The 22,186-nt window shown below is 68.1% G+C and carries 24 protein-coding genes; 5 read left to right on the plus strand and 19 right to left on the minus strand.

Annotated elements, in window-relative coordinates:
* Positions 1-33: 33 nt before the first annotated feature.
* The 3 genes from ACIRGA_RS24640 to ACIRGA_RS24650 form a co-directional block, all read right to left on the minus strand.
* Positions 34-2,055 (minus strand): protein meaA, encoded by a 2,022-nt coding sequence (locus ACIRGA_RS24640; RefSeq protein WP_400944860.1) that lies wholly within the window; start codon positions 2,053-2,055, stop codon positions 34-36.
* 144 nt (positions 2,056-2,199) lie between these two features.
* The gene (locus tag ACIRGA_RS24645) at positions 2,200-2,823 is read right to left on the minus strand and encodes a hypothetical protein (RefSeq protein WP_400944861.1); all 624 of its coding nucleotides are present in this window, start codon (positions 2,821-2,823) and stop codon (positions 2,200-2,202) included.
* Between the two features lie 88 nt (positions 2,824-2,911).
* Complete coding sequence (locus ACIRGA_RS24650; RefSeq protein WP_400944862.1) at positions 2,912-3,463, minus strand: hypothetical protein; 552 nt, start codon at positions 3,461-3,463, stop codon at positions 2,912-2,914.
* 245 nt (positions 3,464-3,708) lie between these two features.
* Between ACIRGA_RS24650 and ACIRGA_RS24655 the strand changes: the two genes are divergently transcribed.
* The 4 genes from ACIRGA_RS24655 to ACIRGA_RS24670 all read left to right on the plus strand — a co-directional run bounded on the left by ACIRGA_RS24655 (position 3,709) and on the right by ACIRGA_RS24670 (position 6,213).
* Positions 3,709-4,335 (plus strand): LysE family translocator, encoded by a 627-nt coding sequence (locus ACIRGA_RS24655; RefSeq protein WP_400944863.1) that lies wholly within the window; start codon positions 3,709-3,711, stop codon positions 4,333-4,335.
* A complete protein-coding gene (locus tag ACIRGA_RS24660) occupies positions 4,332-4,952 on the plus strand; it encodes a LysE family translocator (RefSeq protein WP_400944864.1) in 621 nt (206 codons plus the stop codon). The genes ACIRGA_RS24655 and ACIRGA_RS24660 overlap by 4 nt, the downstream gene beginning before the upstream one ends.
* 185 nt (positions 4,953-5,137) lie before the next feature.
* Positions 5,138-5,263 carry an LPXTG cell wall anchor domain-containing protein gene (locus tag ACIRGA_RS24665; RefSeq protein WP_400944865.1) on the plus strand — a complete coding sequence of 42 codons (126 nt, stop codon included), beginning with the start codon at positions 5,138-5,140 and terminating at the stop codon, positions 5,261-5,263.
* 77 nt (positions 5,264-5,340) lie between these two features.
* Positions 5,341-6,213 (plus strand): trypsin-like serine protease, encoded by an 873-nt coding sequence (locus tag ACIRGA_RS24670; protein WP_400944866.1) that lies wholly within the window; start codon positions 5,341-5,343, stop codon positions 6,211-6,213.
* 6 nt (positions 6,214-6,219) lie between these two features.
* Here ACIRGA_RS24670 and murA read toward each other — a convergent pair whose 3' ends face one another.
* Complete coding sequence (gene murA, locus ACIRGA_RS24675; RefSeq protein WP_192743220.1) at positions 6,220-7,494, minus strand: UDP-N-acetylglucosamine 1-carboxyvinyltransferase; 1,275 nt, start codon at positions 7,492-7,494, stop codon at positions 6,220-6,222.
* Between the two features lie 61 nt (positions 7,495-7,555).
* On the opposite strand from murA, the gene ACIRGA_RS24680 reads away from it, so the two are divergent.
* The gene (locus tag ACIRGA_RS24680; protein ID WP_400944867.1) at positions 7,556-8,128 is read left to right on the plus strand and encodes a cob(I)yrinic acid a,c-diamide adenosyltransferase; all 573 of its coding nucleotides are present in this window, start codon (positions 7,556-7,558) and stop codon (positions 8,126-8,128) included.
* 32 nt (positions 8,129-8,160) lie between these two features.
* Here the strand turns inward: ACIRGA_RS24680 and ACIRGA_RS24685 are convergent, their stop codons facing one another.
* The 15 genes from ACIRGA_RS24685 to ACIRGA_RS24755 form a co-directional block, all read right to left on the minus strand.
* Entirely contained in the window at positions 8,161-8,313 is a 153-nt protein-coding gene (locus tag ACIRGA_RS24685; protein ID WP_233598867.1) for a hypothetical protein, read from the minus strand.
* A 59-nt stretch (positions 8,314-8,372) separates the two neighbouring features.
* On the minus strand, positions 8,373-9,608 hold the full coding sequence (gene aroA, locus ACIRGA_RS24690; protein WP_400944868.1) for a 3-phosphoshikimate 1-carboxyvinyltransferase: 1,236 nt from the start codon (positions 9,606-9,608) through the stop codon (positions 8,373-8,375).
* Between the two features lie 96 nt (positions 9,609-9,704).
* Entirely contained in the window at positions 9,705-10,139 is a 435-nt protein-coding gene (locus tag ACIRGA_RS24695; RefSeq protein WP_400944869.1) for a DUF2550 domain-containing protein, read from the minus strand.
* Positions 10,140-10,164: 25 nt separating this feature from the next.
* Positions 10,165-10,530, minus strand: coding sequence for a F0F1 ATP synthase subunit epsilon (locus ACIRGA_RS24700; protein WP_044852809.1), 366 nt, complete (start codon positions 10,528-10,530; stop codon positions 10,165-10,167).
* A gap of 114 nt (positions 10,531-10,644) precedes the next feature.
* Positions 10,645-12,069, minus strand: a complete 1,425-nt coding sequence (atpD, locus tag ACIRGA_RS24705; RefSeq protein ID WP_125673800.1) for a F0F1 ATP synthase subunit beta — start codon at positions 12,067-12,069, stop codon at positions 10,645-10,647.
* A complete protein-coding gene (locus tag ACIRGA_RS24710; RefSeq protein ID WP_360094262.1) occupies positions 12,069-13,007 on the minus strand; it encodes a F0F1 ATP synthase subunit gamma in 939 nt (312 codons plus the stop codon). Before ACIRGA_RS24710 ends, atpD begins: the two co-directional genes overlap by 1 nt.
* 11 nt (positions 13,008-13,018) lie before the next feature.
* Positions 13,019-14,656: a F0F1 ATP synthase subunit alpha gene (atpA, locus tag ACIRGA_RS24715; RefSeq protein ID WP_400944871.1), complete on the minus strand. Its 1,638-nt coding sequence runs from the start codon at positions 14,654-14,656 to the stop codon at positions 13,019-13,021.
* 53 nt (positions 14,657-14,709) lie between these two features.
* Positions 14,710-15,531, minus strand: coding sequence for a F0F1 ATP synthase subunit delta (locus tag ACIRGA_RS24720; RefSeq protein ID WP_400944873.1), 822 nt, complete (start codon positions 15,529-15,531; stop codon positions 14,710-14,712).
* Positions 15,532-15,537: 6 nt separating this feature from the next.
* Positions 15,538-16,098 carry a F0F1 ATP synthase subunit B gene (locus ACIRGA_RS24725; RefSeq protein WP_400944875.1) on the minus strand — a complete coding sequence of 187 codons (561 nt, stop codon included), beginning with the start codon at positions 16,096-16,098 and terminating at the stop codon, positions 15,538-15,540.
* A 33-nt stretch (positions 16,099-16,131) separates the two neighbouring features.
* Positions 16,132-16,386: an ATP F0F1 synthase subunit C gene (locus tag ACIRGA_RS24730; protein WP_044852450.1), complete on the minus strand. Its 255-nt coding sequence runs from the start codon at positions 16,384-16,386 to the stop codon at positions 16,132-16,134.
* A gap of 61 nt (positions 16,387-16,447) precedes the next feature.
* Positions 16,448-17,245, minus strand: a complete 798-nt coding sequence (gene atpB, locus ACIRGA_RS24735; protein WP_400944877.1) for a F0F1 ATP synthase subunit A — start codon at positions 17,243-17,245, stop codon at positions 16,448-16,450.
* A 377-nt stretch (positions 17,246-17,622) separates the two neighbouring features.
* Positions 17,623-18,078, minus strand: coding sequence for a hypothetical protein (locus ACIRGA_RS24740; RefSeq protein WP_400944879.1), 456 nt, complete (start codon positions 18,076-18,078; stop codon positions 17,623-17,625).
* A 56-nt stretch (positions 18,079-18,134) separates the two neighbouring features.
* Positions 18,135-19,286: a glycosyltransferase family 4 protein gene (locus tag ACIRGA_RS24745; protein ID WP_016336859.1), complete on the minus strand. Its 1,152-nt coding sequence runs from the start codon at positions 19,284-19,286 to the stop codon at positions 18,135-18,137.
* Between the two features lie 73 nt (positions 19,287-19,359).
* Positions 19,360-20,010, minus strand: coding sequence for an L-threonylcarbamoyladenylate synthase (locus ACIRGA_RS24750; protein ID WP_276363696.1), 651 nt, complete (start codon positions 20,008-20,010; stop codon positions 19,360-19,362).
* 106 nt (positions 20,011-20,116) lie between these two features.
* Positions 20,117-22,102, minus strand: a complete 1,986-nt coding sequence (locus ACIRGA_RS24755) for a M6 family metalloprotease domain-containing protein (RefSeq protein ID WP_400944882.1) — start codon at positions 22,100-22,102, stop codon at positions 20,117-20,119.
* Positions 22,103-22,186: the final 84 nt, after the last annotated feature.

The raw sequence follows: 22,186 nt of genomic DNA on the forward strand, positions 1-22,186 counted from the left end.
ACCGCTGTTACGGTACCGAGATTTACGGTGACTTTAAGTGCTCAGACCGTGGCGCTCCCGTACCAAGCCGACAATTCCGTCCATGATGTCGGTGAGTTCGTAGTCCTTCGGCGTGAACACCCTCGCGATCCCTCGCTCCAGCAGGAGCTTCTCGTCGTCGGGCGGGATGATGCCGCCGACGATGACCGGGATGTCGCCCGCACCCGCGGCCCGCAAGCCGTCGACGACCTGCGGCACGACTTCGAGATGCGAACCCGAGAGCACCGAAAGCCCGACCACGTGCACGCCCTCCTGGACGGCGGCCGCGACGATCTGCTCCGGCGTGAGCCGGATTCCCTGGTACACCACCTCGAAACCGACGTCACGCGCTCGCACGGCCACCTGCTCGGCGCCGTTGGAATGCCCGTCGAGACCGGGTTTGCCGACCAGGATCCGCAGCCGTTCGCCGATTTCGGTGTTCGTCGCCTTGATCCGGTCGCGGACGCGGCGGATCTCCTCGTTGCCCTCGCCCGCGGCCGCCGACGCGGAAACCCCGGTGGGAGCGCGGTATTCGCCGAACACCTCGCGCAGCGCGCCCGACCATTCACCGGTGGTGACCCCGGCGCGAGCACAGTCGATCGTGGCCTCGAACAGGTTCTCCGACGTCTTCGCGACGGCCTTCAGCTTCTCCAGCGCCGACTCGGCGGCCGCGTTGTCGCGGTGTGTCCGCCATTCCTCGATCGCGGTGACGGCCTGCTTCTCGACGGCGGGGTCGATCGTTTCGATCGCCTTCGCGCCTTCGGCCTGAAGCGGCGACGGCTCGGTGGTCTCGAACTTGTTGACCCCGACCAGGATCCGCTCGCCGTTCTCCATGCCGCGCCGGTACTCCGCGAGCGAAGCGACGAGCTGCGACTTCATGTAGCCGCTCTCGACGGCCGCGACCGCACCGCCGAGATCCTGCACGCGCGCGATCTCCTCGCGCGCGCCCGCCATGATCTCGTCGACCTTGGCCTGGATGACGTGCGAGCCGTCGAAGATGTCCTCGTACTCCAGCAGGTCGGTCTCGAACGCCAGCACCTGCTGCATCCGCAGCGCCCACTGCTGATCCCACGGCCGGGGCAGGCCGAGTGCCTCGTTCCACGCGGGCAGCTGGATCGCGCGGGCCCTGGCACCGCGGGAAAGGGAGACCGCGAGCATCTCCAGGACGATGCGCTGGACGTTGTTCTCCGGCTGCGCCTCGGTCAGGCCCAGCGAGTTGACCTGGACGCCGTAGCGCAGCCGCCGCGCCTTGGGATCCGTGACGCCGTAACGGTCCCGGGTGATCTCGTCCCAGAGCGCGGTGAACGCGCGCATCTTCGACATCTCTTCGACGAACCGCACGCCGGCGTTGACGAAGAACGAGATCCGCGCGACGACCTTGGCCATGTCGGCCTGCTCGACCTGGCCGGAATCGCGGACCGCGTCGAGGACGGCGATGGCGGTGCACAACGCGTACGCGACCTCTTGCGTCGGCGTCGCACCGGCTTCCTGCAGGTGGTAGCTGCAGATGTTGATCGGGTTCCACTTCGGCACGTGGTGCACGGTCCACGCGATCATGTCGGTGATGAGGCGGAGACTCGGGCCCGGCGGGAAGATGTAGGTGCCGCGGGAGAGGTATTCCTTGATGATGTCGTTCTGCGTGGTGCCGGTGAGCTTCGCCAGCACCTCGTCGACGTCACGGCCCTCGGCTTCGGCCTGCTCGCGCGCCACGGAGACGTAGAGCGCCAGCAGCCACATGGCGGGCGCGTTGATCGTCATCGACGTGTTGGCCTCGGCGAGCGGGATGCCGTCGAAGAGGCGCCGCATGTCGCCGATATGCGAGACCGGGACGCCGACCTTGCCGACCTCGCCCTTGGACAGCTGGTGATCCGGGTCGTAACCGGTCTGCGTCGGCAGATCGAAGGCGACCGAGAGGCCGGTCTGCCCCTTCGCGAGGTTACGGCGGTACAGCTCGTTGGACGCGGCCGCGGACGAGTGGCCCGCGTAGGTCCGCATCACCCAGGGGCGGTCCCGTTCACGGTCCGTGGGATAGGGCACGGTACACCTCCGGCACTGGACGACCGCCTGAGTGTACCGGCCGGTAACATCGGCTGCTTAGTTGAATCGAACACAGTCGGGTCATTCTTCCCGGCTGGAAGGCGCCCGGGCCCCGGTGAACGACACGGGACCCGAGCACCTGGATCAGACGACCTCGAGCCCGATCCGGAACCCGTCCGGGTCGAAGGAGTTGGCGTCCAGGGCGTATTCACTCTGGCCCCCGCCCTGGCTCGCCCAACGGGTGAAGGTGGGCACGCCCTCGGGCTCGCCGCGGTCGACGGCCAGGATCGACAGGCGAAGGTCGCTGATCTGAACCCCGGGCGGCAGCGGCCGGGTCTCCAGGAACAGTCGGTACTGGTCCGGGTCGAAGGAGTTGCTGTCGGTGATCACATCGGTCGTGCCGCCACCCTGACTCGCCCAGGGGGTGTAGGCGACGGTGCCGAGTTCCTTGCCGCCGTCGCGGGCCTGCCCGCCGATCCGGAAATCGACCTGGTTCAGCGGACCGCCGCCGAACACGGGGTTGAGATCGATCTTGGCCGCGTCCGGGTCGAAGTTGTTGCTGTCCCCGGCCCATGGCGAAATGCTGGTGCCGAAGTTGGCGAACCCGGTGAACTGCTCGACCCCGAATCCTCCCTTGCCGCCCTTGTCGGCCAGCTGAATACCGACCCTGAAGTTGGGTGGCGCCGCCTCCGCCATCGCCGGCGCGACGGTGAGGAAAAGTCCGCCCGCGGCCACCAGGCCGAAGGTTCTGCTCCAAAGCTTGCGCATTTCTGTCTCCTGTCGGGAATCCGTGCCAACAAGGAGAGATTCACATCCGGCACCACCCGGAAATGTTGTGAAGGTGTTGTGGCGCTCGCTAAGGATTGCGGTTTCGTGCCTCTTCGACGGCTTTCGCCAGTTTCTCCCGCACTTTCGCCACGTCGCTGACACCCACCAGGATGACCGGCGGCTTCCGGGCCTTCCCGGTTCCTGCGCCGAGGTTCGCCGACGCCCACGCCAGCACTCCGAGCCTGCCGAAGGTGATCGTCCCGGTCTTGCCGGGGCCAGGGGTGACAACGGGGTCCGCCAGCCCGGCCAGCGCCGCGGACTCCTCCTTGCGGCGGACGAGCGAACTGGTCGCGATGACCCGGCCGTCCGTCACGGCGTACGTCGTCGAGGCGAGCCTGAGGTAGCGGATCAGCGGCCTGCCGGCGAGATGGAGAACGCCCGCGGCGGTGAGCACCGCCCACGCGACCGTGTGGAACGCCGTGTCGTGGTTGTACGCGAAGAACACCGTGACGGCGCCGAGCCAGCAAAGGCCTACAGGGACGTTGAAGTAGTCGCCGGGATTGAAGAGGGGCCTGCGCACCGGCTGTCCGGCCCAGATGACCCGTTCGCCTGGAAGGAGGTCGATCTGCCCCTCATGCATGCCACGGCACATTACCCGTCCGGGGGACGGGCGCCAGTGTCCGTTCGTCGGTTGCCTACCCGGCCGAACGGACGTGGCAGGCCGTCGCGATCTTGGGTCGTGGGTGGGGGGGGGGGGGGGGGGGGGGGGGGGGGGGACCCCCCCCCCCCCCCCCCCCCCCCCGACCCAGGGCTCCCCGCGGTGACCAGGGACTGTGACCGAAATCCGCGAGACTCTCCCCCGCCCGGCGTCTAGCGTGGGTGACCGTGACGTGGAGTTCGTACAGCAGCTATCTGGTCATCGTCGTCCTGATCGTCCTCGCGCCGGGCCCGGACACGATGGTGATGCTCAAGAACTCGCTGTCCGGCGGCACCCGCGGCGGATTCCTCGCCACGGCCGGGATCTTCGTGGCCAACGCCGTCCAGGGCACCGCCGCCGCGCTCGGCCTCGGCGTCGTGATCGCGCAGTCGCAGCCGGTGTTCGTGACGCTCAAATGGGTCGGTGCCGCCTACCTGGTCTTCCTCGGGTTCCAGGCGTTGCGCGGCGCGTGGCGGGGTGACTACTCCGGTGTCACCGCGGTGAAGCAGCAACGGACAAGCGGGTTCCGCCGCTTCCGTGAGGGCTTCCTTTCCAACATCACCAACCCGAAGGTGCTCGTGCTGTACCTCTCGGTGCTGCCGCAGTTCCTCGACCCGGTGACGACCTCGGCCTGGCACGCGTTGCTGCTCGCCTACACGGTCGCCGTGCTGGGCGCGATCTGGCTGCTGACGCTGCTGTTCTTCGTGCATCGCGTGCGCACCTGGCTGGAACGCCGCAAGGTCCGGCGGGCGCTCGACGGCGTCACGGGGACCGCGCTGGTCGGCTTCGGCGCGGCTTTGGTGCGCGAGTCATGACCTGGGGCGTCTACGGCGGTTTCGCGCTGATGATGCTGGCGCTGGCGCTCGTCCCGGGCCCGGACAACATGGTGGTGCTGAAGAACGCGCTGTCCGGAGGTGTCCGCGGCGGGGGTTGGGCCTGCTTCGGCGTCGGCATCGCGAACCTCACGCAGGCGACCGCGGCCGCGCTCGGTCTCGGCGCGGTCATCATGAACTCGCGGCCGGTGTTCGAAGCGGTGAAATGGGCGGGCGCGGCCTATCTCTGCTACCTCGGCGTCCGGGCCTTGATCGGCGCCTTCCGCGGCGACTACGGCAGGCTCGCCGAGACGGCCGCCGCCCGGAGCGGATTCCGCCGCTGGCGGGAGGGCTTCCTCTCCAACTTCACCAATCCGAAGGTCCTCGTGCTGTACCTGTCGGTGCTGCCGCAGTTCCTGACCCCGGGCGTCACCGGCACCGGCGACGCGCTGCTGCTGGCCTACACGATCGCGGCGGCCGGCACCATCGCCCAGCTTCTGCTGCTGTTCTTCGTGCACCGGGTGCGGGCCTGGCTGGAACGCCGCAAGGTGCGCCGCGCGCTCGACGGCGTCACGGGGACCGCGCTGGTCGGTTTCGGCGCCGCTCTCGTGCTCGAGTAACCCTTACGGTCGTTCTTCTCGGCGTCGGGCGCGGCAATCCGGCGCACACCGCCTGCGTTCCGGACCGGACACCGCCCGCCACGAACCCGCCTGCCGAGACTCCCCCGCCCGGGGGACCGCACGGGGAAGTCGTCCGTCCCGCGGTCGTTCCGGTGGCGGCCGTCGCCCCTCGTACCGTCGAGGCGGTGGCGAGTCCCCCTTCGCTGGCCAAGACCGGTTTCGATCTCGAACCCATCCTGTTGACCGGGCTGGGTTCGCTGGCCGCGGGTGCCGCCCTGTACGCGGGAACCCGGCGGCGCCGGGACGCGTGACTACTTTCGGCGGCTGACTTTCCCGCGTCCACCACGTTGAATCCCGTCTCCAGAAGCACGAGACGAGGAGGCCGTTCGTGAGGTTCACCCCCGCCGCCACCGTCGCGGCGCTGTCCGCCGCCCTGCTGCTGGGCGGCGCCACCGCCGCGCCCGCGATCAACTCCTACAACGCCACCCCCGCACCGGAACGCACCGAGGTCGGCGCCCTCGTCGCGACCTGGGACAACGACGGCGACCCGGCGACACCGGACCGGGTCGACTGGGTGTGCTCCGGCACGATGGTGGACGCCGACACCTTCCTCACCGCCGCGCACTGCACCACCGATTGGCCCGCCAACGTGCGGTTCTTCGTCTCCCTCGACCAAGACGTGCAAGCGGGCCTCGACGCGGCCGCGAAGAAGTACCCCGGCGACCCGGCGGCGATCGCCAAGGCCGTCGCCGTCGAGGGGGTCGCGCACAGCGAGCCCGGCTACCCCGGCAACTCCGCCGACTCGCACGACATCGCCGTCGTCCAGCTGCCCGCGAAACAGGTCGCCGCACGCTGGACCTTCACGCCGGCGAAGCTGCCCCGCGCCGGTCAGCTCGACAAGCTCGGCCCGCAGGGGCTGAACTCGACGCCGTTCGTGGTCGCGGGTTACGGCACGCAGGAGGCCGTGAACGGGCCGGGCGGGCACACCCATCCGGGCGGCGGCGTCCGGATGAAGGCGCCCGTCACCTTCAACGCGCTGAACAACACCTGGGTCCGGCTCGCGATGACGGCGCCCCAGGGCAACGGCGGCGCCTGCTACGGCGACTCCGGCGGGCCGAACTTCGCCACCATCGGCGGCGAGCGCGTCCTCGTGTCGACGACCATCACCGGTGACGGCCCCTGCTACGCCACCAACGTCACCTACCGGCTGGACTCGCCGACGTCGCGCGACTTCCTCGCGGCGTTCGTCGCCCTGTCCTGATCGCCGTCAGGCCCGGTCGGGTTCCCCGGCGACGCGTTCGATCCGGGCGCCGAGCCGGTTCAGGTTCTCCACGAAATGCGGGTAGCCGCGGTCGATGTGGAAGACGTCCCAGACCTCGGTGACGCCGTCCGCGCACAGCCCGGCCAGCACCAGCCCGGCGCCGGCGCGGATGTCCGCGGCCCACACCGGAGCGCTCGAGAGCTTCTCCACGCCACGCACGACGGCGTGATGGCCATCGGTGCGCGCGTCGCCGGAAAGCCGCATCATCTCTTCGATGAACCGGAACCGGGCCTCGTAGATGTTCTCCGTGATCATCGACGTGCCTTCGGAAACCGCCGACAGCGCCACCGCGAACGGCTGCAGGTCGGTCGCGAAACCGGGGTACGGCAGCGTCACCCAGTCGACGGCCTTCGGGCGCTCGTTCTGGACGATGCGGAAACCCTCGCCGTCGAACGTCTCGACCTCGGCGCCCGCCAGGCGGAGCTTGTCGAGGACCAGGTCGAGGTAGTGCGGGTTGACGCCGCGGACGGTCAGGTCGCCCCTGGTCATCGCGGCGGCGAACGCCCAGGTCGCGCCGACGATCCGGTCGCCGATCACGCGGTGTTCGGTGGGGTGCAGCTTCTCGACGCCCTCGACGGTGAGCGTCGAGGTGCCCGCGCCTTCGACCTTCGCGCCCATCTCGGTCAGCATCGTGCAGATGTCGACGATCTCGGGCTCGCGCGCGGCGTTGTCGATGACCGTGGTGCCCTCGGCGAGCACGGCGGCCATCAGGATGTTCTCGGTGGCGCCGACGCTCGGGAAGTCCAGCCAGATCTGCGCGCCGCGCAGGCCGTCGGCCTTCGCCACGACGCAGCCGTGCTCGATGGTGCTGGTGGCGCCCAGCTTGCGCAGGCCGTTCTGGTGCATGTCCAGCGGCCGCGAACCGATGGCGTCACCGCCCGGCAGCGCCACGACGGCCTGCTTGAGCCGCCCGACCAGCGGACCCAGCACGCACACCGACGCCCGCAGCTTGCCCATCGCGGCCGAATCGGCCCGGTGCGACAGCTCGGCCGGGGTGGTGATCTTGGCGGTGTCGCCGTCGATGACGACGTCGCAGCCGACACTGCGCAGGACGTCGCCCATCAGGGGGACGTCCAGGATCTGGGGGCAGTTCGTGATGGTCGTCGTACCCTCGGCCAGCAGGGCCGCGGCCATCAGTTTCAGGACGCTGTTCTTGGCCCCGACCACGTCGACCTCGCCGACCAGCCGTGCTCCGCCGTGCACGTCGAAGTGCTCGCTCATGGGCGCCAATCATGCCCTCTCGCCCGGATTTGCCTTACGCCGGGCCGGTAGAGTCGGCTTCATGGTCGTTCGCATCAACCGCGTGTACACGAAGGTCGGCGACAACGGCACCACGGCGCTCGGCGACGGCTCCCGCGTGCCGAAGACGTCGCCCCGGCTGGGTGCGTACGCCGACGTCGACGAAGCCAACTCCGTCATCGGGCTGGCGCTCGCGATGGGCAGTCTCCCCGAGGAGATCACGCAGGTGCTGCGTGCGGTGCAGAACGATCTCTTCGACGTCGGCGCGGATCTGTGCGCGCCGATCGTGGAGAACCCGCCGTACGAACCGCTGCGCATCACCGAGCGGTACATCGAGCGGCTGGAAGGCTGGTGCGACGAGTTCAACGAGCGCGTGCCGAAGCTGACGTCGTTCATCCTGCCGGGTGGCACCCCGGGGGCGGCTTTCCTGCACCAGGCCCGCACGGTCGCGCGGCGGGCGGAGCGTTCCGGCTGGGCGCTGTTCGAGGCCGAGCAGGCCACGACGAACCAGCTGGCGATCAAGTACCTGAACCGGCTTTCGGATCTGCTGTTCATCCTGTCGCGGCTGGCGAACCCGGACGGCGACATCCTGTGGCAGCCGGGCGGGGCGAGCTGAAGGACGCTTTCACCGCGCCCTTCAGCTCATGTTCAGCCCTGTTCCTGTGCTGCCCAATAGCGCTCGAGGTCGACTTCGGGCGTGCCGTCCTTGCCCGGGTCGATCGCCTTCATCGTGATCGTGTCCTCCAGGGACACGGACTCGGGAAGGTGGCTCCAGCGGTTCGCGTCCTCGCTCTGAGTCATGGAGCGAGAATAGACGTGGATCACGTCCGAAGCCCGGTAGAAATGCCGCATTCAGAGGACTAAATGCCCCAGGAAGTTCGGAGCGAAGCGAGCGCGTCGTGGAAGCCGGGGAAGGTCTTCTTCACGCATCCCGGATCGTCCAGCGTGATCCCCGGCGTCCGCAGCCCCGTGACGCTGAACGCCATCGCGATCCGGTGGTCCCGCCGGCATTTTACGAGCGTCCCCGCCGGCGTGCCCGGCCGGATCTCGATCCAGTCCCGCCCGGTCTCCACCGAGACACCCATCGCGCGCAGGTTCTCCTCGCACGCCGCCAGCCGGTCGCATTCCTTGATCCGCGTGTTGTAGACGTCCTCGATCCGCACCGGCCCGTCCGCGAACGGCGCGATGGCCGCGAGCGTCGGCACGGTGTCGGAGATGTCGCGCATGTTCACGGTGACCCCGCGCAGCCCGCCCGTCCCGGTCACGGTCACCGCGTCCGGACCGACCTCGACGTCCGCACCCATCTGCCGCAGGACGTCGACGAAAGCCAGATCCCCTTGCAGCGCACCGGTACCCAGCCCCGGCACGGTCACCGAGCGGCCGGTCAAAGCCGCCGCCGCGAAGAAGTAGCTGGACGTCGAAGCGTCGGGCTCGATCTCGTAGCGACAGGCCTGATACGGCGTGGGCGGCACGACGAACGTGTCGCCGTCGCGGACGACCTCGACGCCGAAGCGCCGCATCATCGCGATGGTGATCTCGACGTAGGGCACCGACACGAGGTCCGTCACGGTGATCCGCAGGCCCTCGGCGGTCAGCGGTCCGACCAGCAGCAACGCGGTCAGGAACTGCGAGGACAGCCCCGCGTCCAGGGTCAGTTCCCCGCCCTTGATCCCGGCGGCCCGCACCACCAGCGGATGGTGTCCCGGCGAACCTTCGAAGGTCAGGTCGACGCCCAGCTCCAGCAACGCGTCGGTGAGCGGCCCCAGCGGCCGGGCGCGCATCTGCTCGGAGGCGTCGAAGCGGAACGTGCCGTGCCCGGCGGCGGCCAGTGCGGGCAGGAAACGCGCGGTGGTTGCTCCGTCGCGGCAGAAGACGTCGGCGTTGTCGGCGCCGGGGCCCTCGGGCCTGCCTTCGATCGTCCACTCGCCGTCAGTGCGGGAGACCTGATAGCCGAGCTCGAGGAGGCCTTCGGCGAAACCCTCGGAGTCGTCCGAACGCAGCGGCCTGCTCAGCACGGTCGTCCCGTGGGCGGCGGCCGCGAGGAACAGGCCTCGGGCGGTGATCGACTTCGAACCGGGGATGTCGACGGTGGTCACGGCGTGAGCATACGGCGTGCTCGAACGGCGAACTCACGTGATCAGAGGCGCGACTCGCGTGATTGAACGGCGAACTCGCGTGATTGGAGGCGTAACTCAGGAGGCGCGCGGGAGGCGCCGGCCGGGCGGGGCCGATTCGAGCCAGGAGAGGAAGCCGGTGAGGGCACCGGGACCCATCGCGATCTCGATCGCCTCCTGGGTGGCGGACTCACACCGCAGGACGATCGAACCTTCGGGGACGGCGTACGCCTCGGTGCCGGAGGGATCGCGCCGGTCCGCGATCTCCATACTCGCCCGCTGGAACACCCGGTCCGGGCCGGTCCGCAGGCTCCAGACGCGGAACCAGACGAACTCGTCGCCCTCGTAGCGGCCCAGCCCCAGATGCCAGCTGGACCGCGCCTCGTCCGGGCGCCACCGCAGGGCGACGCTCACGCCGCCACCGCGGCGCATCCGGACCCACCGCAACGAATACCAGGCCGCGAGAACGGCCAGGATGGTCAGGGCCCCGAGAACACCCACGGCGATTTCCACGGCCCGGCCCCTGTCCTTCGCCCGGTCAGACTGACTGACCGGCCGCGCGGAGCTGGGCGGTCGCCCTAGCCCGCTCTTGCTCGTCTTCGCCGCTCAGCGCCTTCTTGGCCGCGTCGACGTCGATCTCGTCCGAAAGCTCCGCGCTCTCGGCGAGGATGCTCACGCCGGTCGCGGTGACCGACAGGAAACCGCCGTGCACCGCGGCGGTCACGGTCTCGCCGTCCGTGGTCGTCACCTTGACGACGCCACCCTCGACGAGCTGACCCAGAACCGGCTCATGACCGGCCATGATGCCGATCTCGCCCTCGGTGGTCTGCGCCACCACGAACGTGGCGGTACCGGACCAGAGACGGCGCTCGACGGCTACCAGCTCGACAGAAATCTCAGCCACGTAGCTTCCCTTCACCTCAGGTGCTGGCACCGAGTGTAGTAGTCGACGTTCCCGGTAAGCGAACGGCGGGACCAGCGTCCACAGTAGACACTGATCCCGCCGCTCATCGGAACATCACTTCTTGGTGATTTCCTTGTACTTCTTCTCGAGGTCTTCGAGGCCACCGATACCCAGGAACGCCTGCTCCGGGTAGTGGTCGAAGTCGCCCTTGGTGATGCGGTCGAAGGACTCGATGGTCTCCGACAGCGGCACGGTCGAGCCCGGCTGGCCGGTGAAGGCCTCGGCGACCAGCATGTTCTGCGACAGGAACCGCTCGATGCGGCGCGCGCGCTGAACGGTCAGCTTGTCCTCTTCCGACAGCTCGTCCATACCGAGGATCGCGATGATGTCCTGCAGTTCCTTGTACTTCTGCAGGATCCGGATGACCTCGGAGGCCACGCGGTAGTGATCCTCACCGACGATGGCCGGGTCGAGAATGGTCGACGTCGACGCCAGCGGGTCCACCGCCGGGAAGATGCCCTTCTGGAACACGCCACGCGAAAGCTCCGTGGTGGCGTCCAGGTGGGCGAACGTCGTCGCCGGGGCCGGGTCGGTGTAGTCGTCCGCGGGGACGTAGATCGCCTGCATCGAGGTGATCGAACGACCACGGGTCGAGGTGATCCGCTCCTGGAGCTGACCCATCTCGTCGGCCAGCGTCGGCTGGTAACCCACGGCCGAAGGCATGCGGCCCAGCAGGGTCGACACCTCGGAACCGGCCTGGGTGAACCGGAAGATGTTGTCGATGAAGAGCAGCACGTCCTGGTTCTGCACATCGCGGAAGTACTCCGCCATGGTCAGCGCGGACAGCGCGACCCGCATACGGGTGCCCGGCGGCTCATCCATCTGACCGAAGACGAGGGCGGTGTCGTTGATGACGCCGTCCTCGGACATCTCCAGGAAGAGGTCGTTGCCCTCACGGGTGCGCTCGCCGACACCGGCGAACACCGAGGTACCACCGAAGTTCCGGGCGACACGGGTGATCATCTCCTTGATGAGCACCGTCTTGCCGACGCCGGCACCGCCGAACAGACCGATCTTGCCACCCTGCACGTACGGGGTCAGCAGGTCGACGACCTTGAGGCCGGTCTCCAGCATCTCCGTCTTGCCCTCGAGCTGGTCGAAGGACGGCGGGTTGCGGTGGATGCCCCAGCGCTCGAGGTCGTCGCCGTAGCCGGGCTCGTCGAGGCACTCGCCGAGCGCGTTGTAGACGTGGCCCTTGACCTTGTCGCCGACCGGGACCGTGATGGGGCCGCCGGTGTCGGTGACCTCGGCGCCACGGACCAGGCCGTCCTGCGGCTGGAGCGAGATGGTGCGGACGAGGTTGTCACCGAGGTGGCTGGCGACCTCGAGCGTCACCGTCTTGCGGAGCTGCTCGAACTCGATTTCGACCTTGAGCGCGTTGAACTGGTCGGGAACGGAACCGCGCGGGAATTCGACGTCGACGACCGGGCCGGTCACCGAGACGATGCGCCCCTTGGCACGGGCTTCAGTACTGGTCATCAGTCATCACTTCCTGCTGCGGTGAGAGCGTTCGCCCCACCGACGATTTCGGAGATCTCCTGGGTGATCTGCGCCTGGCGGGCCTGGTTCGCCTCCCGCGTCAGCGTGTTCACCAGTTCGTTCGCGTTGTCCGACGCCGCCTTCATCGCGGTTCGGCGGGCCGCGAGTTCGGACGCCGCCGACTCGAGCATCGCCGCGAAGAGCCGCGTGTTGATGTACTTCGGCAGCAACGCGGCGAGCAGCTTCTCGGCGCTGGGCTCGAACTCGTAGCTCGGGAGCAGGCTTTCGGGCTTCTCCTCTTCGCCCTCGGTGTACTCGACCTCGAGCGGCGCGACGCGCTTGGCGACCGGACGCTGGGTGAGCATCGAGACGAACTCGGTGTAGACGACGTGGATCTCGTCGACACCCAGGATGCCGTCGGCGTTGCCCGCCTCGTCGTCGGCGCCGTTCAGGAACGACTCGACGATGAGCTCACCGGCCTCCGCGGCGTTGACGTAACCGGGCTGGTCGGAGAAACCCGTCCAGCTTTCGGCGACGTCACGGCCGCGGAAGCGGTAGAAGCTCAGGCCCTTGTTGCCGGTCACGTACAGCACCGGCTCCTTGCCCTGCTCACGCAGCAGCGTGAGGAGCTCCTCGGTCGCCTTCAGCACGTTGGAGTTGTACCCACCGCACTGGCCCTTGTCGCTGGTGATCACGAGGACCGCCGCGCGCTTCGGGTTCGGACGCTCGACCAGAAGCGGGTGGTCGAGGTTCGCCGAGGCTCCGGCCAGGGCCGAGAGCACGTTCGTGATCTCGTCCGAGTACGGCCGGGAAGCCGCGACCTTCGCCCGCGCCTTGGTGATGCGCGCGGTGGCGATGAGCTCCATCGCCTTGGTGATCTTGCCGATGGACTTGGTCGCCTTGATACGCGACCGGAGTTCTCGGAGTTGTGCGGCCATGAGCTATCAGCTCACTTCTTCGGGGCGGGCTTGTTGACCTTGACGGTCTCCTGCCCGACCTTCTCGGCGTCCATCGCGTCGGAGACCTCGACCAGGCTCTTGCCCTCGGAGGTGGTGAACTCCTTCTTGAACTCGTTCACCGCGTCGACCAGCCCGGAAGCGGTCTCCTTGGAGAACTTGCCCGACTCGCGGATGTCCTTGAGGAGCTCTCCGTGCTTGCGGCGCGCGGAGTCGATGAACTCGTCGCGGAAGCGGCGCACGTCCTCGGTCGGAACGGTGTCGAAGTGACCGTTCGTGCCGAGGTACACCGTGACGACCTGCTCCTCGACCGGGATCGGCGAGTACTGCGGCTGCTTGAGCACCTCGTACAGGCGGGCACCACGCTCGAGCTGCGCCTTCGACGCGTCGTCGAGGTCCGAAGCGAAGGCCGCGAAGGCCTCCAGCTCGCGGTACTGCGACAGGTCGATACGGAGCGAACCCGAAACGTCCTTCATCGCCTTGACCTGCGCGGCACCACCCACGCGGGAAACCGAGATACCCACGTCGATGGCCGGGCGCTGACCGGCGTTGAACAGGTCCGACTGGAAGAAGCACTGACCGTCGGTGATCGAGATGACGTTGGTCGGGATGTAGGCCGACACGTCGTTCGCCTTGGTCTCGATGATCGGGAGACCGGTCAGCGAGCCCGCGCCCAGCTCGTCCGAGAGCTTCGCGCAACGCTCGAGGAGACGGGAGTGCAAGTAGAAGACGTCGCCGGGGAAGGCTTCACGGCCCGGCGGGCGACGCAGCAGCAGCGAGATCGCGCGGTAGGCGTCGGCCTGCTTGGTCAGGTCGTCGAACACGATGAGGACGTGCTTGCCCTCGTACATCCAGTGCTGGCCGATGGCCGAGCCGGTGTACGGCGCGATCCACTTGAAGCCGGCGGAGTCCGACGCGGGGGCCGCGACGATGGTGGTGTACTCCATCGCGCCGGCGTCCTCGAGGGACTTCTTGACCGCGGCGATCGTGGAGCCCTTCTGGCCGACCGCGACGTAGATGCAGCGAACCTGCTGCTTCGGGTCGCCGGAGTCCCAGTTGGCCTTCTGGTTGATGATCGTGTCCACCGCGACGGCCGTCTTACCGGTCTTGCGGTCACCGATGATCAGCTGACGCTGGCCACGGCCGATCGGGGTCATCGCGTCGATCGCGGTGATACCGGTCTGCAGCGGCTCGGCCACCGGCTGGCGCTCGACCACCGAAGCGGCCTTGACCTCCAGCGGACGACGCCCGGTGGTCTCGATCTCGCCGAGGCCGTCGATCGGGGCGCCCAGCGGGTTCACGACGCGGCCGAGGTAGCCCTCGCCGACCGGAACCGAAAGGACCTGACCGGTCCGCTTGACTTCCTGGCCTTCGACGACGGTCTCGAAGTCACCGAGGATCGCGGCACCGATGGAGCGCGCGTCCAGGTTCAGCGCCACCCCGAGGACCCCGCCGGGGAACTCGAGCAGTTCGTTGGCCATGGCCGAGGGAAGACCCTCGACGTGGGCGATACCGTCACCGGCGTCGACGACGACGCCGACCTCTTCCCGGCTCACGTCCGGGGCGTAACTCGAGACGTAGTTCTCGATCGCGCTACGGATCTCATCCGAGGAGATCGTCAGCTCCGCCATTTCAATCCCGCTCTCGCTTCGTTCGTGCCAGTGTGCAAAGTCGTTGTTGTGGGTCAGCTAGCCAGCCGGCGACGCAGGGCGTCGATGCGCCCCGCGGTGCTGCCGTCGATGACCTCGTCGCCGACGCGGACCACGAGTCCGCCGCCCAGTGACGGGTCGACCTCGACGTGCAGCGCGAGCTGCCGCCCGTACAGGGCGTTGAGCTTCTCGCTCAGCCGAGCCTGCTGCTCATCGGACAGCGCGCTGGCGCTGGTCACCTGGGCGACCGAGCGCTGACGGCGTTCCGCGGCCAGCTGGACCAGCCGCTCGAGGGCGTTGGCGACCCCGCGGCCCTTGGCGCGCAGGACGACCTGCTCGACGAGGGTCTTGGTGACCACGTCCACCTTGTCGGCGAACAGGGTGCGGACGAGAGTCCGCTTCGCCTCGGCGGGAGCGGTCAGGTCGGACAGGGCCTGCTCGAGCTCCGGCGCACCCGCAACGATACGAGTGACCCGGAACAGCTGGTCTTCGACAGCGTCGATGTTCCCGGACTTCTCCGCACTGGTGAGCAGCGCCGAGCGGCCGAGGGCCTCGAGCCCGTCGGTCAGTTCGCGCGGGCTCGACCAGCGGCTGCCCGCCACGGAGTCGAGCACCTGCAGGGCCGGTTCGGAAACCTTGCCCGCGAGAATCCCGCGGGCGAGGCCGATCCGGGCTTCGGGCGTGGCCGAACCGTCGGCGACGGCCCGGCGCAGGCCGATCTCCCGGTCCAGCAGGGCGACGACCGAAAGCAGCTCGTCGCCGACCGTCGCCGGGTCGGTACCCGCTTCGGCCAGAACCTCGCCGAGACGCTTCTCGGCGAGGTCGAGCGCTTCACGGCTCGCAGCATGCAGCGTCATTCTGGTCTACTTCCCCGCTCCGCCAGCGGCACCGGCGGTCTCCAGCTCGGCAAGGAACCGGTCCACGGTGCCGTGACGACGCGCGTCGTCCGCGAGCGACTCGCCGACGATGCGGCTGGCCAGCTCGACGGAGTTACGGCCGAGTTCGGCGCGCAGCTCGGCGATGATCTGCGCCTTCTGAGCCTGCAGCTGAGCCTGGCCCTGGGCGACGATGCGCTGGGACTCGGCCTCCGCTTCGGCCCGCAGCTCCGCCTTGATCTGCTCGGCTTCGAGCCGGGCGTCGTCGCGGATCTTCGCGGCCTCGGAACGGGCTTCCGCCAGCTGCGCCTTGTACTGCGCGAGGTTTTCTTCGGCTTCGGCCTGTGCCTTCTCGGCCCGCTCGATGCCACCCTCGATCAGCTTGGTCCGCTCCTCGTAGGTCGCCTCGAAACGCGGGACGACGTACTTCTTCAGAACGAACAGCAGCAGAAGGAAGGCGATGAAACCGAGGATGAGCTCGGGAACGTGCGGCACGATCGGGTTGGGCGGCGCTTCAGCGGCGGCCAACGCCAATTCGGTCTTCAGCACAACGTCTCCTTAAGCGATGAGCGGAACTCAGCCTTAGGCGGAGGCGAGGAAGTAGATGACGATACCGATCAGCGCGAGCACCTCGGTCAGAACGAAGGTCGAGAAGGCGATGCTCTGCAGCTTGCCCTGGGCCTCCGGCTGACGGGCGGTGCCGTTGATGACCGCGGCGAAGATGAGACCCACACCGATACCGGGGCCGATCGCGCCGAGGCCGTAACCGATGGCGGCGAGACCCGGGTTGATGTTGGTAGCGGCCTCGGCAGCCTGCGCAAGAACGATGTTGCTCACGTGCGTTTCCCTTCAAACTCGGTCCGCGCGACTCACGCGGATCGGGGGCTTTTGGTGTTTCTCAGTGCTCCGACGCCAGCGCGGCGCCGATGTACCCTGCGGACAGCAGTGCGAAAATGTATGCCTGCAGGACCTGGATGAATGCCTCCAGGAAGGTCATCGCGATGGCGAAGAGGAACGCCACCGGCGACGCGACCTTCACGATGCCTTCGCCCTCGGTCAGCAGGAAGCTCCCACCGAGCGTGAAGACCATGATGATCAGGTGCCCGGCGAACATCGCCGCGAAGACTCGGATCGCCAGCGTGGCCGGCGCGATGAAGAACTTCTGCGCGAACTCGATGGTGGAGTACAGCGGCAGAACGAATCCGGGAATGCCCGCGGGGGCCAGTTCCTTCTTCAGGTAACCCTTGAAGCCGTGGCGTTTGAACCCGACGTAGTGGTACACCGGGTAAACGACAAGGAACGCGAGAGCGACCGGGAAGCCGATTCGCGCCATGGTCGGGAACTGGAAGAACGGGATGATCCCGAAGAGGTTGTTCACCAGCACGAAGCTGAACAGTCCCAGTACCAGCGGAATGAACGGCTTGAAGTCGGCAGAGCCGATCTGTTCCCGCGCGATGTTGTTGCGGCCGAAGTTGTAAATCGACTCGGCGATGAACTGTCCCTTACCCGGGACGACCTTCAGCCGGCGCGACGACACCATGAAGTAGGTGACGAGGATGATCAGGGAGATGACCACCAGCAACATCGGCTTGGTGAAGCTCAACCAATAGCCGGAGCCGAACAACGGCGGTAGGTTGAAGTCTTTGACGCCAGGCGGCGTGAACTCCGCACCCTCGGCTAGTACCAGCGCGCCCACTGGGCTCCTTCCGGTTCTCCCGGCCGGCGTTCACTCCGCCGGGGGAATCGTCACGATCTGGACTTAACGTACCCGACACGTATCGGGCCGTCGGAGGCGGCCACCCCACGATGTGCTGAACACGGTTTCACGTTCCGCACACGAGGATTCTCGATGCAGTGCTCCCGGGAGACAGACGCCTACCAGCGGGTAAGGGGACGATTCAACGCCGTCGCCACACTGCTGTTCGGGGTTCGTCATCAGGAGCCGGCAGCCGAGGCCGCCGCCCATACGCGGACCATATCAGCAGGTTCCGACGGGCCGTACAGGCGTACTACATTGCCCCCGATCGGCCGAGGACCTAGGTCCCGTCCCAGGTCAGGACCTCGGTCCCGGGGTCAGCGGGAAGCGGGGATGATCGTCGGGATCTTGGTCTTGCGGAAGGCCGCGAACTCCACCGCGGCGGCCACGAGGATCGCGACGATCATGGTGACACCCAAGGCCATCGGGTGGATCGAGGACACCCCGCGCAGCAGGGTCAGCGCCGCGAACAGGACGACGATCTTGAGCACGTAACCACCGAGCGCGATCACCATCACGAACATCGGGTCCATGCCCGCACTGAAGCGCATCAGGCCCAGCGTCGCGAGGGCGGACACGATGGCGAGCACGCCGCCGATGACCGAGCCGAGCAGGCCCGGGAGTCCGTTGACGATGGTGAAGACCAAGATGCAGATCAGCACCGCGGGCGGAACGAGCTTCAGGGAAGCCTTCGTCATCGCGTTGGCCGCCTGCAGAACCACCTTGGCGTGGGGGTTCTCCTCCGCCTCGACGGTCTTCTCGGTCTCGCTCACAGAAAACTCCCTGGTCGTCTCAGCCCGCCAGTGTAGGCCCGTGCCGACGCGGGCTTTCAGGCAGTCCGGTTCCTCGACCGCAGTCTGGGCACGATCGACACCAGGGTCGCCAGCAGGAAGCCGAATCCGACAATCCAGAAAACCGCGACACTGTCGAAAAGCGTCACCGAAACGGCGCCGAACGCGAGCAGCCCCGCCCACAAGTAGATGAGCAGCACCGCGCGGCGCTGGGAATGGCCGATCTCCAGCAGACGGTGGTGCAGGTGCATCTTGTCCGCGGCGAACGGGCTCTCGCCGCGACGGGTGCGGCGGATGACCGCCATGATCAGGTCGAGCAGCGGCACGAAGAGCACCGCGGCGACCACGACGAGCGGCGAGAGCAGCGCGAGCGCGTCCTTGCCGCTGAACTGCGGGTACGGCACGCGGCCCGACGCGGACGTCGTCGCGCCCGCCAGCATGAGGCCGATCATCATCGAGCCCGAATCGCCCATGAAGATCTTCGCCGGCTGGAAGTTGTACGGCAGGAAGCCGAGACAGGCCCCGGCGAGCGTGGCGGCGATGAGGGCGGGCGGGTACGCGCCGACGTCGCCGCCGGAGGAGTCGAGCAGGCCGAGGGAGAAGGAACAGGTCGCCGCGGCGGCGATGAAACCGAGGCCGCCGGCGAGCCCGTCGAGACCGTCGACGAAGTTCATCGCGTTGACCATGACGACGACCAGCACGACGGTCAGCAGCGCGCCCTGGTTCTTGTCCAGCACCAGCACCTGGCCGAACGAATCGCCACCGCCGCCCCACGGCACCCAGAACGACACCCACTGCACGCCGAAGATCACCAGGATCCCGGCGCACATGACCTGTCCCGCCAGTTTCGTCCAGGCGTCCAGCTCGAACCGGTCGTCGAGCGCACCGATCAGGGAGATCACGCCCGCGGCGAGCAGGACGCCCAATGAGTCGAAGGAGAAGTCGAAGCCACGGCTCAGCGCGGGCAGCTGGTGCGCGAGTCCCATCGCGGCGGCGACACCGAGGAAGATGCCGATCCCGCCCATCCGAGGGATCGGAGTGACGTGGACGTCACGGGCCCGCGGGTTGGCGATCGCGCCGATCCGGATGGCGACCCGGCGCACGACACCGGTGAGCAGGAAGGTCACGGCCGCCGCGGTGAGGGCGACGAGGAGGTACTCCCGGATCGGGAGGCCTTGCGTAGGAGGCATGATGCGTTACGCCGCCGAGGTCCAAGTCACTCGAACACGCTACCGCGCTGGGGGGATACGGCGGTCGACGGTCCTAGGCCAGTGACTCCGCGGGCACACCCAGTACTTCCGCGACGGCGGCCCGGCTGACCGCGCCCTCCCGCAGGATGACCGGGTCGTCGCCAGTGAGATCGACCATCGTGGACGGAACGGGCTCGCCGGTGGATCCGCCGTCGAGGTACACCGCGACGCTGTCGCCGAGCTGATCGACGGCCTCCTGCGCGGTGGAAGCGGGCGGCTGTCCGGAGACGTTGGCGCTCGACACCGCCATCGGGCCGACGTCACGCAGCAGTTCCAGCGCGACCGGGTGCAGCGGCATCCGCAGCATCACCGTTCCGCGTGACTGGCCGAGGTCCCACTGCAGGCTCGGGGCGTGCGGCAGGACGATGGAGAGGTCGCCTGGCCAGAAGGCTTCGATGAGCGCGCGGGCCTGCGGGGGCGTGCCGAGCACCAGTCCGTCCACAGTGGACCAGGAGCCGACCAGGACGCCGACCGGCATGTCGGGGCCGCGGTTCTTGGCCCGCAGGAGGGACTGGACGGCGCCGCCGTCGAAGGCGTCCGCGCCGATGCCGTAGACCGTGTCGGTCGGGAGGACGACGAGGCGGCTGGAGCGCACCGCGCTCGCCGCCGCGGCGAGCCCGTCGGCCCGCGATTCACGCTTGCTGCAGTCGTACACCGCGCTCATGGCCAGTGAGCGTAGCGCCGGGGCTGAAGGGGCCTTTCCCCGCATGCGATGCACCGAAGGGGCCCTTCACCGCGTGGCATGCGGTGAAGGGCCCCTTCAGCAACCGTCAGAAGGCGAACGCGGTACAGACCGACGTCGCCGTCTTCGCCGGGTCCGCGATCGACGTCGCGGTCAGCTTGATGTGCGCGACGTGGTCACCGCCCGCGGCCCGCTTGGCGTGCGCCGTCGCCGAAGACCGCCCGCCGAACGGGACGGTGGACAGCTCGTTCGGCAGCCGCACTTCCCAGCCCTTCGCGCTGGTGGACGCGCTCAGGCGGTAGGTGTCGGTGTTGTACGGCGCCGCCGCACCCTTCGGGTCGCCCGTGTTGAGCACCGGGAACGAGCAGCTCGCGAGACCCTGCTTCGCGAACGCCGGGGCCGACGGCCACAGCGAAACGCCCCTGGCCTGCGAGCCGGCGCCGTCGAGCGAAGCCACCGTGATGACGTAGGACAGCACGCCCTTGCGGTCGCGCTCGACGTCGGAGACGAGGAACTTCAGCCGGTTCGCCTCGTCGGTGTACTCGTACTTGCTCGCGGATCCGGTGCCCGCCTTGAACGCGGCGTCGTTGAGCTGGCGGTAGTCGCCGATCGGGATCGGGACCGGGGTGCCGTCCGGCTTCTTGTAGTCGGTCATGCCGATATCGGCCGGATGCGCGTCGACGATCCATTCGAACGGCGCGTTGTCCTGGTTCTTCGTCTTCGCGATGAGGACACCGGAATCGGGGGCGAAGGAATCGCTGCCCATCCGGTCGACGACCTCGACGGTGTAATTGTTGAATCCGCCGCCGTCGCAGAACGGATCCTTCGAACGATCGCATTTCGGCGAAAGGTCCCCGCCGGTGAGCGCGATGTTGATGCCGCTGTACGCGCCCTGTCCGGGAAGGACCGAGCGAGCCGTGATCCTGGCCGAAACCGGGCCGGTCTTGGCGAGCTGGTTCCGGTCGAGCTTCAGGACGTCTTCGGGGTCGATGATGTCGAGCTTCATCTTGGTGCGCAGCATATGGTGCGAGCCCATCGAGCCGCCCTGTGTCGCCGGGATCTGCCAGCGGGTGTGCGGTCCGCCGGGACCGTTGAAGCTGCCGCGCGACATCATCTCCCACGGCCCGGTGTAGGTACGGGACGGCGGGTTGCCGAAGGGATTGTTGTAGTTGTCGCCGATGCCGAGGATATGACTGAATTCGTGCGCGTAAACCCCTTGGCCCGAGCTTTCCGCCTGGGTCGAGGAGCCGGTGACCGCGTTCGGCCAGATGCTCGCCGCGGATTTCCACGACGTCCACGGGACATAGCGGGTGGACGCGGCGTTCGGCATACCCGCGACGCCGGGGCCGAATTCGTCGGGCACGTTCTCCTTTTCGCCGAACTTCATCACGCCGAATTCCTGCCAGGTCGAACTCTCGTCCTGGCCGGCGGAAAGATAGAAGACGAAGTCGAACTGCTTGGAGACGTCGCCCACGTCCGCCCGCCAGGCCGCGCCCGCGTCGGCACGCAGGTCACGTTTGCAGTTCGCGTCCGGCGGACACGCGTCGGGCTGGAACTCCATGCCGTATTCGAAGGACTTGCCGGGCAGGCGGTACGGCCCGAACGCGGTCAGTTCGACGCCCAGCCTGCCGCCGGAGTCCTCCATCCAGTACTCGTTGATCGTATGGCCCTGGTTGAGCGCCTGCGGCTTGTTGAGGAAGTCCTGGTAGAACTTCGCGACCTCAGCGCGCGGGATGTCGCTCGCGGCGGGGCCGGGGTTGCCGAACACCGTCGAACGCGCGGGCTGCGTGACGGCGAATTCCTGATCCGGGTAGTCCGCGAGCACCACGGCGCCCTTGAACATCCGCTTGGTCGGCTTCAGGGCCGGGTCGGCCCAGTTGGTGCCGGGCGGTTTGCGGTAGTCGTCCCACGTCATGTGGTCCTGGTTCTCCCAGGTCGACCCGTCGATCGGGGCGGGCCAGCCTCGTACCGGCGCCGCGGCGGACGCGGGCTGGGCGACCAGACCCGGCAGTAACGCGACGGTGGCGAGGACGGCGAGTGTTCTGAGTGGGGCTCGTCGGAGAGACGATCGCATCGGGGTACACCTCCCAGTCGGACCGCCGATGAGGCGGCCGTGATCGACGTTAGGAGGTGGGCTTTGCCCTGGGCACCGCCGTAA

The organism is Amycolatopsis sp. NPDC102389 (assembly GCF_044765885.1).
Lineage (GTDB): Bacteria > Actinomycetota > Actinomycetes > Mycobacteriales > Pseudonocardiaceae > Amycolatopsis.